Genomic DNA, 16,300 nt, shown 5'->3' on the forward strand with positions numbered 1-16,300 from the left:
AACAAACCTCCTAATTAAAATACAGCCTCCGGGGCGCCCTGCCACTTCTCGCTGCCGCGGATGATCAGCCTGGTCCGCAGCATCACTTCCCTGCGGCGTTTTTTCGTATCCGGCCCCTTCATGCGGTCCGTCAGAAGCCCAAAGGCAATCTCCCCCATTTCCTGCATGGGCCTGTCCATGACGGTAAGCTCATATCCAATGGAATTGAGAAGGGAAATGTCATCGAACCCCACCAGCCCCAGATCCTTCCCGGGCAGCAGGTTATGCTCATTCATAAAGCGGATGCAGCCCAGGGTACAGGAACTGCAGGTTGCCAGCACGGCCGTGGGCGGATTGGCAAGTCCCTGGAAGGCTTCACATGCCTGGTATCCGCTTTTTTCATCAAAATCGCCTGGGTAGATATATTCATCCCTTATCTTAAGCCCATGGTCCTTCAGGCACTGGATGTATCCCTCCAGCCTTGTCCTGCCCTTTTTCACCACTTCCGGACAGGTGATGATCCCTATATCCCGGTGCCCTGACTCAATCAGCAGTTCCACACCGTCATACACCACTTTCTTATTATCTATGAGCACGATGTCAAAATCACCGTCCTGGAAATCCCTGTCAATCAGGACCACCGGAATCCCGGATTCCTCTGCATTCCACAGAAGCTCCTCCGTCCGCACATCCGGTTCAATGACCGGCAGCAGCAGGATTCCCGACACCCGGTGTTCCATGGCCTGGGCCACTGCATTCCGCTCCCTTTCCTTGTCCTCAGAGGTATTGAAGAACAGGATACTGTATCCCTGCATGGCTGCCTGCTCCTCAATGGCATCCAGCACATTGGCAAAAAACGGATTGAGCCTGTTTGACATGATCACGGCAATCATGGAAGTGTCATTGCGCGTCAGGCTCCTGGCCACTGCGTTGGGCCTGTATCCATGCTCTTCGATTACTGCTTCAATCTTTTTGCGGGTCTCATCCTTCACATAGCCTTTGTTGTTAATCACACGCGATACCGTTGCAACCGAAACCCCTGACAGCCTTGCAATATCGGATATTGTCATATCAGCCTCTCCCCCTTCTGTAATAATTCCATCTATATATTAATTCTATCTTTGCAACCGTTCCTGTCATCCGTTTTATGATAGCGTTTACATATGTTACCGTTTACACATTTTCATTTAAAATCGTCCCCCCTCCTGTAATTTTACTGAGTAAAATGGCAGTTATGAGACGTATTTCAATTAATCTGGAGGATTCGGCAACATGCTCCCTCCTATAGGTAACCGCTTACACATTTTCAATCATGATTTTAGCATAGTTTACGGTATTATTCAATAGTAATTATGCATTTTGTATATTTTTTTCTTTTGTCCTCTCTGATTTTTACGTATTTCACAACATCCAGGGTGCATCTGAACTTCCTCCCCTCCCCGCCTCCCCTGTGCCGGGGTATGGGGCCACGGTCATATTCCCGCCCAAACCATCATAAAATTAACATAGAAGCCCTTCATATGGGGCCCCTTGTCAGGAGGCGGTATATCATGAAATTCATCGACATGCTCAGGAAGCATTTACATATCAGTACAAAGACTGTCATCTATGTGGAAATGACAGCCCTCAGCGTGCTGTGTCTCAGCATTTTCCTGTACAGGACAGACCCGGGCCAGGCCGTGATGAGCCAGGCCGCCAGGCTTGCAGGTTATATCAATCCTCTGGAGGACGCTGGGACCCCTGGCCAGGACGGCAAGGAGGAAAAGAAAAAAGAGTACATCAAGTGGGTGGAGTTCCATGTGACCGCAGAAGCCATGAACCAGGCCTTCCGCTACGATGTGGACACCTGCCAGGCAGAAAGGCACCTGAACTGGGTGGACCTTTTAGCTTATCTTGGGGCCAGGTACGGCGGTGACTTCAGCAAATATAAGCCGGAGCACATGAAAGCCGTGGCTGAGAAGCTGAAAACCGGTGAGACCACCATGGAAGAACTGACAAAAGACATGAAATATTACACTTACTACAGGGAAGCTTACGGCGCCGTGTTAGACGGCATGGTAGGCCAGTTCCAGGCTGAAATACCGTCCAGCGAGGCGCCTGCGGCCTATCTTCCCTCAGGTGTGGCCGGAGGCGCTCCCGGCGACCCTGCCACTGTCTGGGTGACAAAATACGGGCTGAAGGCATTTTCCCCCATTGCAAAAGGGTTTCCCTACAGCGACTTTGACGACTTCGGGGTATCCAGAAGCTATGGTTTCAAACGCCAGCACCTGGGCCACGACATGATGGGACAGGTGGGCACCCCTGTCATTGCGGTGGAATCCGGCTACGTGGAAGCCATGGGCTGGAACCAGTACGGCGGCTGGCGGCTGGGCATCCGCAGCTTTGACCACAAACGCTACTACTATTACGCCCATCTGCGCAAGAACTATCCCTATCAGTCAGGCCTTAAGGAAGGTTCCGTGGTCCAGGCCGGGGATGTGGTGGGGTATCTTGGGCGCACCGGATACAGCCGCACCGAGAACACCAACAATATCGATGAGCCCCACCTCCACTTCGGGCTGGAGCTGATATTTGACGAATCCCAGAAAGAGAGCAACAATGAGATATGGGTCAGCTGCTACGAGCTTGTGAAGTTCCTGAACATGAACCGCAGCGAGACAGTAAAAGTGGAGGGCACCAAGGAATGGAAACGTCTTTACCAGACAAAGGATCCCCTGGTACCCGCCACGCCGTCCGAGGCAGCGCCTCCTGCGCCGTCAGCCTCACATGAGGAATAGGCTGTTGAATTCCCGGACACTTAGCCCATAAGTTTTTCCACCACATCCCGCAGCGTGGTATCCCCTCCCACATTCCCCGGGAAAATGATATAAGGGATGCCGGGGAACCTGCTTTCCGGCCCGGTCCGCCACACAGGCACGCCGGGCCCTATCTGACCCAGGACCCAGGCGCGTTTTACATGAAGCGCCTTTGTGCCCACATCGCTGGATGTAATGCCTCCTTTTGCAACAATAAAACCGGGAGCCGTCCTTAACCGTCCTGCCAGCTGCTGTACCGCCTCCGATATCCTGACCGAACGTTCCAGCGCCTGTTCCGGCGTATCGCCTTTTACGGACAGGAGGCGGCGCCTGGTATATACAGCAACGGTTATCCCCTGGCTGATGTATGCCTCCTCCTGTTTTATGACTGAATTGATTTCTTCTTCCATGGCGGCATCATCCGTCACCTTGTCTGAGTCGAACTCAATCAGCCGGATTCCCGGCACTTCCTTTAAAGCTTCCAATTGTGCCGTGGTTTTCTGTGTGTGGGACCCCACCAGGATCAAACCACCTGCCCCGCCGCATTTTCCCATGACCTCCCTGCCGCTTCCCATGACCTCCCTGCCGGTGAGAAGCCCCCTGTCCTCCACTGCCGCAAATTCCTTCACAAAACCTGCCGCGGTCCGGAACAGGAACCGTTTGCCCCGTCCCATTGCCCGGTACAGCGCAATGCAGAACACCTTAAGGTCCAGGGGGGTCAGCGCATTCACCACTACCTTCCCAAATCCCGCCACCGACATCAGCTGCTGTTCCACCCCGTCCAAATCCATGGCCCTCAGCTGTCCGGTGGATATGCACGCCACATTTTCCTTTTTGTATGTCCCCTTGGTTTTTTCTTCAATATATTCCCTTAAATCCGAGGACTGGTAGCCAAAGGTCTTGTCCTTTGCGAATTCCGTCATGGCTGCCGGGATGAGCCGGTTCCCTTCTTTCACATAATGCACATTCCCGTATGTGTACCTGCCTCCCTCACTGAAAAAGGGACAGATTATCTCCCCGTGGATTTCCTCCCCGGTGCAGGCTTCCAGCGTTTCCTTAAGCACCTGTGTTTCCAGGGGATAATGTCCCCTGAGGGTGGAGTCCCCCCTGCTGACCACCACGAAACCGGTTCCCAGTTCCTGGCTTACCGACGCCAGTCCCTGCCCGATTTCCCGGTGTACCTGCCGGGTCCGGTCCTCGCTGAAGCTTCTGGAATTAGTCAGGAGGAAGAACATCTTCCCCTGTTCCAGGAATCCCCGGCGGATGCTCTCACGGCTCCAGTCCGTATACACAGGAACATCATGTACGGTCTGCACGCCCGTGGGGTCGTCATCCAAAACCACGATCTTATGTCTGTCCTTCCCTGCCTCCTCCTTTAATAAAAGCCGGATGGCCTGTGAATCCAGGCCATCCTTCCAGGGTAAATCATCATAGTATAACTGCTTATCCATATCCGTCTCCTCCTCTATGGGGCCGTCACCCCACGTCTTTTTTTCCTGTCCTTCAGCTCGCTTCGCACAGACAGCACCACCATGACCGCTGTCAGGATGAAGAACACCAGGGCAATGGGGGATGACAGGATGGGAAGGAAACTGCCCTCGGTGCGCATCAGGGAACGTCTTACATTTTCCTCCAGAAGGGGCGCCAGGATGAATCCCACCACCATGGGCGCCAACGGGTATTCCCAGCGCTTAAGGATATACCCCACCAGCCCGAATATGACCATGACCAGTATATCAAAAATACGGTTGTTGGCTGAAAATGAACCCACAAAACAACAGGCAATCACCACAGGCAGCAGATAGGAGCCTGGAATGCTTAAGACCTTGGAAAACAACGGAAGCCCCAGAAGCTCGGATACCATCATCACCAGGTTGGCGATGATAAATGCCGCAAACAGCGCATAGACCAGGGCAGCGCTTGTTTTAAACAGCAGCGGGCCGGGGGTGATGCTGTGGATCTGGAATCCGGCCAGCACCATGGAGGTGGCATTATCCCCAGGGATACCCAGGGTCAGAAGGACAATCAGGGCGCCTCCGATGGTGGCATTGTTGGCTGTCTCCGATGCCACGATGCCGTCCATTATCCCGGTTCCGAACTTTTCCGGATATTTGGAACGTTTTTTACAGAACGCATACGCCAGGAGGTTGGAGGCATTCCCTCCAATCCCGGGAAGTATCCCCACTGCCAGGCCTATGAACGCCGCGGGGATGGCATTTCTCAGCTGATATACAAATTCCCTGAAGCTTAACCCAAACCCTTTGACCTTGGCGGACGGCGCCCTCTGTATGGCCGTGGGGCCTTTGGCGGCGGTATCGATTATCTGGGATACCGCAAAGGTGCCGATGAGCAGCGGAACCAGGTTGAATCCCGCAGCCAGGCTGGATATACCGCCCGTGTACCTGGTATAGGAACTAAGGCGGTCAATTCCCACAAAGGAAAACCCGATGCCAAGGAGGCAGGACAGGAGCCCCTTATTGATATTGCCCGCTGAAAGTCCGGACACCGTGGTAAGCGCAAACAATATTACCGCAAAATACTCGTAGGGCCCAAACTTCAGCGCCACCCCCGCAATGGCCGGTCCCAGATAAGTCAGTACCAGGGCGCTGAATATGCCGCCCACAAATGAGAAAACAATGGCGGTCCCCAAAGCCTTGCCGGCTTCCCCCCTTTGGGCCATGGGATAGCCGTCAAAGCAGGTGGCGATGGAGGACGGGGTTCCGGGAATCCCCAGGAGGATTGCTGAAATCAGCCCTCCTGAGAGACCGCCCACATAGATAGCAATCAAAAACGCAATGCCGTTAACCGGTTCCATGCCAAATGTAATCGGCAGGAACAATGCCAGAGCCGTAAATGCCGATAAGCCCGGTATGGCGCCAAAGACAATCCCGGCAACCACGCCTCCGATGATAAGAAACAGGGTCACAGGATGGAGCACTGCCATAAATCCTTCAATTAGCTGCATGATTTCCTCCTTATCCTAATAATCCAGTGGGAAGGAAAATGCTGAATGCGCGGTAAAACAGCTCATAGATAAATATGGGTGTCACAACCGACACAACCGCCGTTATCACGATTCCCTTCCTGGACTTCAAACGTTTTTCAGGCAGAAGCAGCAGGATCTGAGCCATAAGATAGAGGGCCGTCATGATGATGAATCCCACGGTCTGCACCAGCAGGGCATAGGCAAAAAGGATTGCAATGGTAGCTGCCGCCCTTGCATTAAAGCCCCCCGTTCCCTCATCCCCTTGTTCCTTCTTCTCCTTTTTCAGGCCCCCCGCCACCTGCACCACGGCCAGCAGCCCCATGATGACAGCCACTGTCCTCGGGAAAAACTGCGGACCCATGGCGTCATTGGTGGTGACAACAATGGCATAGGAACCTGCATACAAAGCAACTGCAATGAGAAAAAATATCACGCCTGATAGTATTTCCTTTTTGTTATGTGACATTTTGCCTCCTTCCCAAGCCTATTTGCTGCTGGTTGCCAGGAACTCATCCTTATACGGCACCAGTGTTTCCTCATAGAATCTGTCAGCGTACTCCTGGGCTTCCTTCTTCGCAATATATTTGACAGTCAGGTAATTCTCTTCCATTGTCTTTACGAATTCCTGGTCCTCAGTTACCTGCTTCAGGGCATCTGACAGGATATCCACGATTTCGTCCGGGGTATCCGGGTGCACGCCCAGCCAGAACCATTTGCTGCAGTCAATGTCCTTCAAACCATACTCAGAAGGCAGGGGCACATCCGCAAGCAGTTCATTCTTTTCACTCCCCAGCAGGCAGAGCGCCTGGAATTCCCCTGTTGCAAAATAATCCTTTGCCAGCGCATATGCCAGGACCGCCGTATCTGTCTGCTGTCCTAAAAGCGCCGTCATCTTGGCGGCATTGTTTCCGATGTCCATGGGTTTGAACCTGGCGTCCCACTCCGTGTTCATGGCAATGCCGTAAACCTGGTTTGCCGCGCCAATCTTCATGCCATACTCAATGGTGCCCGGGGCTGCCTGGGTGCGCTCCACCACGTCCTTAATGTTCTCATATCCCGAGGCCTTATTGGCTACCAGTACCGTTGTATTATCAAACAGCGGGATTCCCACGGTCTTAAAGCTGTCAATCACAATATCCGTTGTTCCCATCATGTTAGGGATATACGCATCCAGTCCGTTGATGACCATGGTATACCCATCCGGCTCCCCGTCCAGGACCTGCTGCATGCCAAGGATGGTCGCCCCGCCCTCCACATTGGTCACCACCACATTCACTCCCAGGTATTTTGAGAGGTACTGTGCAATGACGCGCGTATTATAATCCGTATCCCCTCCCGCCTTAACAGGGCATATGATCTGAATGGGCTTTTTAGGGAAATCCGCCTTAGCCGCAGCTTCCCCTTCCTCTTTTGCACTTCCAGGCTCCTTCGCCTCCTTGTCTTCACCGGCAGGATCTGCTGTTGTCCCTGCCGCTGTCTCTGCGGGTTTTGTCTCCGCAGGCTTGCTCCCTGCGCACCCTGCCATGGATATTGCCATGACTGCTGCCAATGTGACTGCCATGATATTTTTCTTCATACTCTCAATCTCCTTCTCCTTGTGTTTTATCATCAGTGCCTGTTTACCGCTGTGGATACGTTTCCCTGAACCGGTCCACCTGTTCCAGTGCCATCTTCCCCAGCGTGGTGGTATCAGACATCATGACCACCATGCTGTATCCTTTTTCATACAATCCCCTGGCCTGCTCAAAACTCCCCGCCACCGTTGCAAGGAATTTATCAGAGTGCAGCACAACCTCCTCCACCCTGCGGATGGCCTCCTGCACCTCCGCGTCCCCGGGATTGCAGAAATGTCCAAAGGAAGTGGCCAGATCCATGGGGCCGATGAAGATACCGTCCAGCCCATTGGTGCCCACGATCTCCTCAATGTGGTCCACCGCTGTTTTGGTTTCCACGGCCACAAGCACATCCAGTTCTTCATTGGCATAATCCAGATAATCCCTCTGGTTCATGCCATACCCCCCTGCCCTTGGACTGGGGGCAATGCCCCTGATCCCCTCCAGGGGATACTTGCATGCGCTCACCGCCCTTGCCGCCTCCTCAGCATTGTTTACATAGGGAACCAGTATACCGCTTACGCCTGCATCCAATATCCGCTTAATCGTCACAAAGTCATTCCACGGCGCCCTCACAAAGGGTACTGCCTCATAATGGGAAATAGCCTGCATCTGGCTTATAAGGTTCATTATGTCCCCTGGCCCGTGTTCCATGTCCACCATCAATATGTCAAATCCGGCCTTTGCCATGATCTCGGCAGTAATGGGACTGGCTGCCTGAAGCCATGCAGCTGACAGCTTCTTTTTCTCCGCCAGCAGGCGTTTGGCCCTGTTGCGGAAAGCTTCTCCTCTTCTCAGCATTTTCATCATCCTCCTGATTCATATCAGCCAGATACAGCCACTGATATCTGACCTGGCATCTGTCCTTATATAAAGCAAGTTCCGTGCCAATCTCTGAGACGCACCAAAAATCCTCCTTTTTTATATAACCTATACAAAAAATACTCATAGTTTTGGGCACTAATCCCATATCTTATCCTCCCTCCCCCTTCATCCTTTCTCAGTGTATATTTCATAATGTTGCAACTTTTTGTCTTATATGAAATATATTGTTTTATTCTTCCGTTAGATGTGATATCATGATAAAAACGATATATGGAAGCAGAACCGCTTTCCGGAAAGGAACAGGAAATCATGGTAAAGATAGCCCTTGTGGTGCCCTGTGAAAACTTCATAGCAGATGCCGCACAGATATTGAGCCAGCACAACCAGTTCCATGGACAGGAAGATTCCGAAACCTATGTCATGGACGAAATCATCATGAACAACTCCGATACCGGACACGTGCAGATAGACGCCGATATCATCCTCACCCGCGGCCTCCTGGCCCAGATACTGGCCAATCTCCCGGGCGACATCCCTGTGGTCCGGATCTCGGTCCCCACTGCGGATATCCTGCGGACCATCCGCAACTGCACACAGCGCTACGGACAGAAACAGATTGGGATCATTGCAGCAGGAAACATGCTGGCAGGCATCACGGGCTTATCCGACCTGTGTGACGCCCCCATCAAAACATACCTTCTCTCCCCCAACTGGAACAACGAGGCCCTGGTGGACCAGGCAGTCCGCGAAGGATGCGAGGTCATCATCGGAGGGCTGAACACCTGCCGTTACGCACAGATGATACATATCCCCAACATGCTTATCGAAACCAGCAAGGAAGCATTCTGGGACGCCCTGTCTTCTGCCAAGCGCGCCCTGCTCATCTTCCGCAAGGAACAGGAGAAATCCATGCGCCTTCAGACCATACTGGATATCTCCCATGACGGCATCATCTTCATCGACCCTTCCAGGCGCGTTACCACGGTCAATAAAAAAGCCCAGTCCATCTTCGGCCTGGACAACAGCTGTATCGGGAAACGGATCATTGATTTTCCATTTCCCCTTGAGCTGAAAAACATATTATCCGACAACAGCGAATACACCAATAAACTCCTCCAGCATAACCGCACCCTGCTGAGCATCAGCAAGACCTTTGTAAGGACCCAGGCATTCTTATCCGGTTCCATTGTAAACATCCAGCTGGTCAATGAAATCCAGTCCCTGGAAGGCGATATACGCAAACAGATCTATGACAAAGGCCTTGTTGCGAAGCTGACCTTTGACGATATGGTGGGTACGGCCCCCGCAATGGCATCCGTCATCCGCACTGCCAGGAAATACAGCCAGACAAACTCCAACATACTCCTTATAGGGGAAAGCGGAACCGGAAAAGAAGTGCTGGCCCAAAGCATCCATAATGCCAGCAGCCGCAGCCTCTGTCCCTTTGTGGCGGTAAACTGCGCGGCAATCCCGGACACGCTGCTTGAAAGCGAACTGTTCGGCTATGTCACGGGAGCCTTTACCGGGGCGCGTAAAAACGGAAAAGCCGGGTTGTTTGAACTGGCCCACACAGGCACCATCTTCCTGGATGAAATCGGGGAAATCCCCCTGCCGCTCCAGGCCAAGCTCCTGAGGGTGCTCCAGGAACGCGAGATCATGCGGGTCGGGGGCGATTCCGTCATCCATGTGGATATCCGCATCATTGCAGCCACCAATAAGAACCTGGAAAGCCTGGTCCGCAGCAACCAGTTCCGGGAAGACCTGTTCTACCGCCTGGATGTGCTCAGGATAAACATACCGCCCCTGAACCAGCACAGGGAGGACATCCCTCTCCTGATCTCCAGATACATGAACAGGAACTTCCCCGGCATCACGACGGGGCCGGAAGTCATCCAGTTCCTGTGCCGGGCCGACTGGACCGGCAATATACGCCATTTATTCAATATCTGCGAACGCATGGCCGTCTTATGCAGCAACGGCCATATTGATCTTGAATGCGCCAGGCTGGCTTTCCCTGAATGCCACCCCTCCCAGACCGTTTCCGTTCCCGCCGCCTCCACAGAAGACAGCCAGATCATGGAAGCCCTGTCCTCCTGCCGCTTCAACAAGGGACAGGCCGCTGCCATGCTGGGCATGAGCCGTTCCACCCTTTGGAGGAAGATGAAGGAGTACCACATAGAGGGTTGATCCTGATAATATAAAAGACGGGCAGCGGATGAATGCATCAAAACATCCGTCCGCTGCCCGTCTTCCATATTATCTTTTTTCTTTTTCCGTACCATCAGGCCTCATCCTACCCCAGCCTGTGGATAAACAACCCGCTCCGCAGCTTCGGCTCAAACCAGGTAGACTTAGGCGGCATGAGCCGCCCTGCATCCGCAACCTCCAGCAGTTCACGGATGGAAGTGGGATACATGGAGAAGGCCACTTTCATGTCTTCATGGCAGCGGCGCTCCAGCTCCTTAAGTCCCCGGATACCACCTATGAAGTCCACCCGCTTATCCGTACGCGGGTCACCGATGCCCAGCACGGGATCCAGCAGATGGTCCTGGAGTATGGACACATCCAGTCCATCCACCGGGTCATTGCTCATGTATTCCGGCCTGGCTTTCAGGCAGTACCACTTTCCTTCCAGGAACATGCCGAAGGTCCCCTTTTCCTCAGGTGAAAAAGCTTCCGTTCCCAGTTCCTCTATGCAAAACCGCTCCGCTGCGGCCTTTAAGAACCCTTCCCGGTCCATCCCGTTTAAATCCTTCACCACCCGGTTATAAGGCAGTATCATCAGCTCCTCATCCGGGAACAGCACGGACAGGAAGTAATTAAAGGGTTCCTCGCCTGTATACCCCGGATTCTCCTCCCGTCTCTTAAGCCCTACCTTCACAGCGGAGGCCGCCCTGTGATGTCCGTCCGCAATATAGGTTGCAGGTATCCTCCCAAATGCATCCTGCACAGCCCGGACCATTGCCCTGTCCCCAATCACCCACACCCTGTGCCCGATTCCGTCATCCGACACAAAGTCATAGATGGGCTGGCCGGACTTAACCTGGGCCACAATCTCCTTCACGGCCTCATCCTGCCTGTAGGCCAGGAATATGGGGCCGGTATGGGCATTGGTGGTATCCACATGGCGGATACGGTCAATCTCCTTGTCCTCCCGTGTATTCTCATGCTTTTTAATCACACCGCCCACATAATCGTCGATGGAACAGCAGGCCACCACCCCGGTCTGGCTGCGCCCATCCATGGTCAGCTCATACAGATAGTAATCCTCTTCCCCATCCGTCACATACACGCCTTCTTCAATCTGTCTGTCCAGTATCTCCCTTGCCTTTACATATACCCTGTCATCATACGTATCCACATCATCCGGGAACTGGGTTTCAGCCCTGTCAATGTTCAGGAAGGAAAGGGGATTCCCCTTCACTGCCTCACATGCTTCCTTCCTGTTATATACGTCATAGGGAAGCGCAGCCACCTTATCCGCCTTCCCGGCCTCCGGCCTGACACACACAAACGGTCTTACAATCGCCATATCCTATCTCCTTTTCTACTAGAGCGTGTTTGAAAATTGCTTTCCGTCAGATGTGCGTCCCACTTCGTGGGAGATTTGGTCCCGATGATGGAGGCGTTGCGGGCTACGCTGACTGAATCGGGGCCAAATATACCGCGAAGTGGGGCGTGCTTTGTCCTAAGGGGGTACCTCTGGTGGATTCCTTAGGGCAGATGGCGGGAATGAATTTTCAAACAGGCTCTAAGGCCCCCACAGCAGGTTTCCCAGCCATGAAAGCCCTAATATAATATACCAATGTACTGGCATGACTTCTCCTGCCAGCAGCTCACGTTTTTTATTTTACCACGCGCACCCTGAGGACTCCCTTGATGGCCCTCAGCTTCTCAATGGTTGACTCCTCTGCCTTATGCTCCAGGTCCAGCAGGGTATAAGCGTATTTATCACGGCTCTTATTGGTCATGTCGGAAATATTCACGCCCTGGGAAGCCAGTGTTCCGGTCACCTGGCCGATCATGTTGGGGATGTTCATGTGCAGTACGGCCACACGGCTTTCCGTCTGGCAGATTCCCATGTCGCAGGATGGATAATTCACGGAATTCCTGATATTGCCGTTCTCCAGATAATCCGTTATCTCCTTCACGGCCATCACCGCGCAGTTGTCCTCGGACTCCTGGGTGGATGCGCCCAGGTGGGGCATCAGGATCACATTCTTCATATTGGCAACCTTGGGGTTGGGGAAGTCGCTTACGTAGTAGCGGACCTTGCCCGACTCCAGTGCAGCGGCCATGTCGTCGTCATTGACCAGCGTATCCCTGGAAAAGTTGAGGATTACCACCCCGTCCTTCATCATCTCCAGTTTTTCCGAATTAATCATGCCCTTGGTGGAATCCAGCAGCGGCACATGGATGGTGATATAATCGCAGTCCTGGAAAATGGTGTCCACATTGGTGATATGCTTTACATTCCTGGACAGCCTCCATGCTGCGTTGACCGATATGTAAGGATCATATCCATAGACTTCCATCCCCAGATGGGTGGCTGCATTGGCGACCTCTGCGCCGATTGCGCCCAGGCCCACAACGCCCAGCTTCTTCCCCTTGATCTCACATCCCGCAAATGCCTTCTTGCTCTTCTCCGTATCCTTTGTGATGTTGTCATCCTCGGCATTGGCCCTGCACCACTCGATGCCGCCCACAATATCCCTGGAGGCCATCAGCATACCCGCAATCACAAGTTCCTTCACGCCGTTGGCATTGGCGCCCGGTGTGTTGAATACCACGATTCCAGCCTCTGCGCACGCATCCAGCGGGATGTTGTTCACGCCTGCGCCTGCGCGGCCCACCGCCTTCAGGTTCCCGGGGAACTCCATGTCATGCATGGACGCGCTGCGGACCAGTATGCCGTCAGCCTCAGCCACATCGGCTGTCAGCTCATAATCAGCGGGAAATAACTCAGTGCCACATTTTGCTATTGGATTTAAGCAATGGATCTTTTTCATAATTATTACTCTCCTCTTCACCGAAACTCATTACCAACACTTATACCATGCCGTGCCGGCTCCTATCTGCCATGTTTCTCCTCAAAACCAGCCATGAATGCAACCAGCTTCTCCACGCCTTCCATGGGCATTGCATTGTAAATGCTGGCGCGCATGCCGCCTACGGTCCTGTGGCCCTTCAGGTTCTCAAAGCCTGCTGCCTTGGACTCCTTTACAAACAGGGCATCCAGTTCATCATCCCCCGTAACAAAGGGAACATTCATCAGGGAGCGGTCCTTCTTCTCCACGGTCCCCTTAAACAGCCTGCTCTGATCCAGGAAATCGTACAGAATCTTAGCCTTTTTCTCATTGAATTCCTTCATGGCCTCCAGGCCGCCCCTGGCCTTCAGCCACTTGAACACCTTGCCGCACATGTAAATGCCGTAGGTCGGCGGTGTATTGTACAGGGATCCTGCGTCCACATGGGTCTTATAGCGGAGCATGGTGGGGGTCCCCGGGAATACATCCTCATCCACCAGGTCTTCCCTTATGATTACGATAACGGTTCCGGCCGGTCCCACATTCTTCTGTGCCCCGGCAAAGATCAGGCCGTACTTAGCCACGTCAACCGGTTCGGACAGGAAACAGGATGACTGGTCGGCCACCAGAAGTTTACCCTTGGTGTTGGGAAGGGTCCAGAACTTGGTTCCATAGATGGTGTTGTTCTCGCAGATGTATACATAATCGGCGTCCTCTGATACGTCCAGGTCGGAACAGTCCGGAATGTAGCTGAAGGTCTTATCCGCGCTGGAAGCAATGGCATTGGCCCTGCCGTACATCTGTCCTTCCTGATACGCCTTCTTGGCCCACTGCCCGGTCACGATGTAATCCGCCACCTTGTTCTTCATCAGGTTCATGGGCACCATGGCAAACTGCTGGGATGCGCCTCCCTGAAGGAACAGCACTTTGTAATTGTCCGGAATATGTAAGAGATCCCGCAGATCTGATTCAGCATCTTTAATGATGGCGTCATAGGCCCGAGATCGATGGCTCATCTCCATCACTGACATTCCTGTCCCCTTGTAATCCAGCATCTCTGCTGCGGCTTCCTTCAGGACGTCCTCCGGCAATACGGCCGGTCCTGCTGAGAAATTGTAAACTCTGCTCATCTTGTTCTCCTCCTTAAATGGTTGTGGCTACTGCACATTTCCTCTTTTATATATATACACAGATGACTTCCACCTATGCAGCCCTTGGGGGAATATGTCCGGAATTCCATTCCGCGACACGCCCCGGGCCAGCATAAGAGGAAGCCGTCTGAACGTATACACATCGTACATCCGTCCCATTACTTCCGTGCACTTTACCAAGGTAATCTGATAACGTTCCCGAAGTATTAAAGACTACTATACACTGTTTTTAATTAATTTTCAAGTCTGTATCGTCAAAAGCATCTGCGATTGGCGCTCCCGGCGATACCATTGGGAATACCTTGTCATCACAGCTGATCTGGCAGTCAATGACAACAGGCACATTAAGGGAAATGGCCTCCCTTAGGGTCGGCTCCAGTTCCTCCTTCTGTGTTACCCTGTACGCCTTTGCCCCCATGGCCTCTGCAAGCTTCACAAAATCCACGGAATCATTGAGTATGGTCTGTGAGTAGCGTTTGCCGTAGAAGAGGGTCTGCCACTGGCGCACCATGCCCAGCACATGGTTGTTCACAATCAGTTCCACCACAGGGATATTATAGCGGGTAGCCGTGGCTATCTCATTCATGTTCATGCGGAAACAGCCGTCCCCTGCAATATTGATGACCGTCTTATCCCTGCAGCCCATCTTGGCGCCGATGGCAGCCCCCAGGCCGTAGCCCATGGTACCCAGGCCGCCGGAGGTAAGGAGGGTCCTTGGCTGGCGGTAATTGTAATACTGGGCGGCCCACATCTGGTGCTGTCCCACCTCAGTGACAATGACCGCATCGCCCTGGGTCACCTCATTGACCGTCTGTATGATGAACGGTCCGGTGAGCATGTTCTTGTCATAGCGCAGGGGATACATATCCTTCATGCGCTCGATATGGGCAATCCACTCGTCATGGTTAATGGGGTCAAGGCGGGCATTGAGCTTGCGCAGGATGACCTTCACGTCGCCGATGATGCTGGCATCCACCTTGATGTTCTTATTGATCTCAGCCGGGTCAATATCCAGCTGGAGTATCTTTGCGTTCTTGGCAAACTTGGATGCATTGCCGGTCACCCGGTCGCTGAACCTGGCGCCGACCACGATCAGAAGGTCTGCCTCCGTGATGCCGAAGTTGGATGTCTTGGTGCCGTGCATGCCCACCATCCCGGTGTACAGCTCATCGCATCCGTCAAATGCGCCCTTGCCCATCAGGCTGTCCGCCACCGGGGCCTGGATCTTGTGGGCAAATGCCCTCAGTTCCTCAGCCGCATTGGACAGTACGGCGCCGCCGCCCACAAAGATGAACGGCTGCTTGGACTTGCGGATTATCTCGATGGCCCGCTCCATGTCCTCCTCCCGGATGGTATCGCTCTGGCGCACGATTTCCTCCGGCTCTTCCCTCTCATACTCGCAGGGAGCCGCCGTCACATCCTTGGTGATATCCACCAGTACCGGGCCGGGGCGCCCTGTCTGGGCAATGGTAAAGGCCCTGCGGATGACCGTTGCCAGACGGTTCACGTCCTTAACAATGAAATTATATTTGGTAATGGGCATGGTCACGCCCGTAATATCAATCTCCTGGAAGCTGTCCTTGCCCAAAAGGCTGTTGGTCACATTACAGGTAATGGCCACCACCGGAACAGAGTCCATGTAAGCGGTTGCAATACCCGTGACCAGGTTGGTTGCCCCGGGTCCCGAGGTCGCCAGGCACACGCCCACCTTGCCGGTGGCCCTTGCATAGCCGTCCGCCGCATGGGCAGCGCCCTGCTCATGGGATGTAAGGATATGGGTAATCTCATCCTGATGCTGGTACAATGCGTCATATATATTCAGGATGGAACCGCCCGGATAACCGAACACGGTGTCCACTCCCTGTTCCTTCAAACACTCAACTACAATCTCTGCCCCCGTCAATTTACTCATAATTACCGCACT

13 protein-coding genes are annotated in these 16,300 nt (G+C 53.3%); 3 read left to right on the forward strand and 10 right to left on the reverse strand.

Annotation, left to right across the window (positions count from 1 at the left end; genetic code table 11):
* Positions 1–14 precede the first annotated feature (14 nt).
* Positions 15–1,049: a LacI family DNA-binding transcriptional regulator gene (locus MCJ35_RS19590; RefSeq protein WP_025485753.1), complete on the reverse strand. Its 1,035-nt coding sequence runs from the start codon at positions 1,047–1,049 to the stop codon at positions 15–17.
* A gap of 480 nt (positions 1,050–1,529) precedes the next feature.
* On the opposite strand from MCJ35_RS19590, the gene MCJ35_RS19595 reads away from it, so the two are divergent.
* Positions 1,530–2,756: a M23 family metallopeptidase gene (locus tag MCJ35_RS19595; protein ID WP_130790305.1), complete on the forward strand. Its 1,227-nt coding sequence runs from the start codon at positions 1,530–1,532 to the stop codon at positions 2,754–2,756.
* A gap of 20 nt (positions 2,757–2,776) precedes the next feature.
* On the opposite strand, the gene MCJ35_RS19600 is transcribed toward MCJ35_RS19595, so the two are convergent.
* The 5 genes from MCJ35_RS19600 to MCJ35_RS19620 are packed head-to-tail and all read right to left on the reverse strand — an operon-like array spanning position 2,777 to position 8,174.
* Positions 2,777–4,225, reverse strand: a complete 1,449-nt coding sequence (locus tag MCJ35_RS19600) for a four-carbon acid sugar kinase family protein (protein ID WP_025485751.1) — start codon at positions 4,223–4,225, stop codon at positions 2,777–2,779.
* Positions 4,226–4,239: 14 nt separating this feature from the next.
* Positions 4,240–5,739 carry a tripartite tricarboxylate transporter permease gene (locus MCJ35_RS19605; RefSeq protein ID WP_025485750.1) on the reverse strand — a complete coding sequence of 500 codons (1,500 nt, stop codon included), beginning with the start codon at positions 5,737–5,739 and terminating at the stop codon, positions 4,240–4,242.
* Between the two features lie 10 nt (positions 5,740–5,749).
* Positions 5,750–6,226, reverse strand: a complete 477-nt coding sequence (locus tag MCJ35_RS19610; RefSeq protein ID WP_025485749.1) for a tripartite tricarboxylate transporter TctB family protein — start codon at positions 6,224–6,226, stop codon at positions 5,750–5,752.
* Positions 6,227–6,244: 18 nt separating this feature from the next.
* Entirely contained in the window at positions 6,245–7,336 is a 1,092-nt protein-coding gene (locus MCJ35_RS19615) for a tripartite tricarboxylate transporter substrate binding protein (protein ID WP_025485748.1), read from the reverse strand.
* A 43-nt stretch (positions 7,337–7,379) separates the two neighbouring features.
* The gene (locus MCJ35_RS19620; protein WP_025485747.1) at positions 7,380–8,174 is read right to left on the reverse strand and encodes an HpcH/HpaI aldolase family protein; all 795 of its coding nucleotides are present in this window, start codon (positions 8,172–8,174) and stop codon (positions 7,380–7,382) included.
* Positions 8,175–8,468: 294 nt separating this feature from the next.
* On the opposite strand from MCJ35_RS19620, the gene MCJ35_RS19625 reads away from it, so the two are divergent.
* Positions 8,469–10,385 (forward strand): sigma 54-interacting transcriptional regulator, encoded by a 1,917-nt coding sequence (locus MCJ35_RS19625; protein WP_240299623.1) that lies wholly within the window; start codon positions 8,469–8,471, stop codon positions 10,383–10,385.
* A 106-nt stretch (positions 10,386–10,491) separates the two neighbouring features.
* Here MCJ35_RS19625 and MCJ35_RS19630 read toward each other — a convergent pair whose 3' ends face one another.
* Positions 10,492–11,730 carry a DUF1015 domain-containing protein gene (locus MCJ35_RS19630; protein WP_025485745.1) on the reverse strand — a complete coding sequence of 413 codons (1,239 nt, stop codon included), beginning with the start codon at positions 11,728–11,730 and terminating at the stop codon, positions 10,492–10,494.
* Positions 11,731–11,780: 50 nt separating this feature from the next.
* On the opposite strand from MCJ35_RS19630, the gene MCJ35_RS32220 reads away from it, so the two are divergent.
* The gene (locus MCJ35_RS32220; protein ID WP_353656125.1) at positions 11,781–11,846 is read left to right on the forward strand and encodes a DUF6783 domain-containing protein; all 66 of its coding nucleotides are present in this window, start codon (positions 11,781–11,783) and stop codon (positions 11,844–11,846) included.
* 197 nt (positions 11,847–12,043) lie between these two features.
* Here the strand turns inward: MCJ35_RS32220 and MCJ35_RS19635 are convergent, their stop codons facing one another.
* The 3 genes from MCJ35_RS19635 to ilvB all read right to left on the reverse strand — a co-directional run bounded on the left by MCJ35_RS19635 (position 12,044) and on the right by ilvB (position 16,288).
* On the reverse strand, positions 12,044–13,207 hold the full coding sequence (locus tag MCJ35_RS19635) for a phosphoglycerate dehydrogenase (RefSeq protein ID WP_025485744.1): 1,164 nt from the start codon (positions 13,205–13,207) through the stop codon (positions 12,044–12,046).
* Between the two features lie 62 nt (positions 13,208–13,269).
* Positions 13,270–14,355: a 3-phosphoserine/phosphohydroxythreonine transaminase gene (gene serC / locus MCJ35_RS19640; RefSeq protein WP_025485743.1), complete on the reverse strand. Its 1,086-nt coding sequence runs from the start codon at positions 14,353–14,355 to the stop codon at positions 13,270–13,272.
* Positions 14,356–14,605: 250 nt separating this feature from the next.
* Positions 14,606–16,288 (reverse strand): biosynthetic-type acetolactate synthase large subunit, encoded by a 1,683-nt coding sequence (gene ilvB, locus MCJ35_RS19645; RefSeq protein WP_025485742.1) that lies wholly within the window; start codon positions 16,286–16,288, stop codon positions 14,606–14,608.
* Positions 16,289–16,300 lie beyond the last annotated feature (12 nt).

The sequence above is a fragment of the Enterocloster sp. OA13 genome, assembly GCF_022440595.1.
GTDB classification, from domain to species: domain Bacteria; phylum Bacillota; class Clostridia; order Lachnospirales; family Lachnospiraceae; genus Enterocloster; species Enterocloster hominis.

What these genes read in the sequence shown, in the direction of transcription:
- MCJ35_RS19590 (WP_025485753.1), bottom strand. Translation starts at nt 1,049, where the DNA reads ATGACAATATCCGATATTGCAAGGCTGTCAGGGGTTTCGGTTGCAACG.
- MCJ35_RS19595 (WP_130790305.1), top strand. Translation starts at nt 1,530, where the DNA reads ATGAAATTCATCGACATGCTCAGGAAGCATTTACATATCAGTACAAAG.
- MCJ35_RS19600 (WP_025485751.1), bottom strand. Translation starts at nt 4,225, where the DNA reads ATGGATAAGCAGTTATACTATGATGATTTACCCTGGAAGGATGGCCTG.
- MCJ35_RS19605 (WP_025485750.1), bottom strand. Translation starts at nt 5,739, where the DNA reads ATGCAGCTAATTGAAGGATTTATGGCAGTGCTCCATCCTGTGACCCTG.
- MCJ35_RS19610 (WP_025485749.1), bottom strand. Translation starts at nt 6,226, where the DNA reads ATGTCACATAACAAAAAGGAAATACTATCAGGCGTGATATTTTTTCTC.
- MCJ35_RS19615 (WP_025485748.1), bottom strand. Translation starts at nt 7,336, where the DNA reads ATGAAGAAAAATATCATGGCAGTCACATTGGCAGCAGTCATGGCAATA.
- MCJ35_RS19620 (WP_025485747.1), bottom strand. Translation starts at nt 8,174, where the DNA reads ATGCTGAGAAGAGGAGAAGCTTTCCGCAACAGGGCCAAACGCCTGCTG.
- MCJ35_RS19625 (WP_240299623.1), top strand. Translation starts at nt 8,469, where the DNA reads ATGGAAGCAGAACCGCTTTCCGGAAAGGAACAGGAAATCATGGTAAAG.
- MCJ35_RS19630 (WP_025485745.1), bottom strand. Translation starts at nt 11,730, where the DNA reads ATGGCGATTGTAAGACCGTTTGTGTGTGTCAGGCCGGAGGCCGGGAAG.
- MCJ35_RS19635 (WP_025485744.1), bottom strand. Translation starts at nt 13,207, where the DNA reads ATGAAAAAGATCCATTGCTTAAATCCAATAGCAAAATGTGGCACTGAG.
- serC (WP_025485743.1), bottom strand. Translation starts at nt 14,355, where the DNA reads ATGAGCAGAGTTTACAATTTCTCAGCAGGACCGGCCGTATTGCCGGAG.
- ilvB (WP_025485742.1), bottom strand. Translation starts at nt 16,288, where the DNA reads ATGAGTAAATTGACGGGGGCAGAGATTGTAGTTGAGTGTTTGAAGGAA.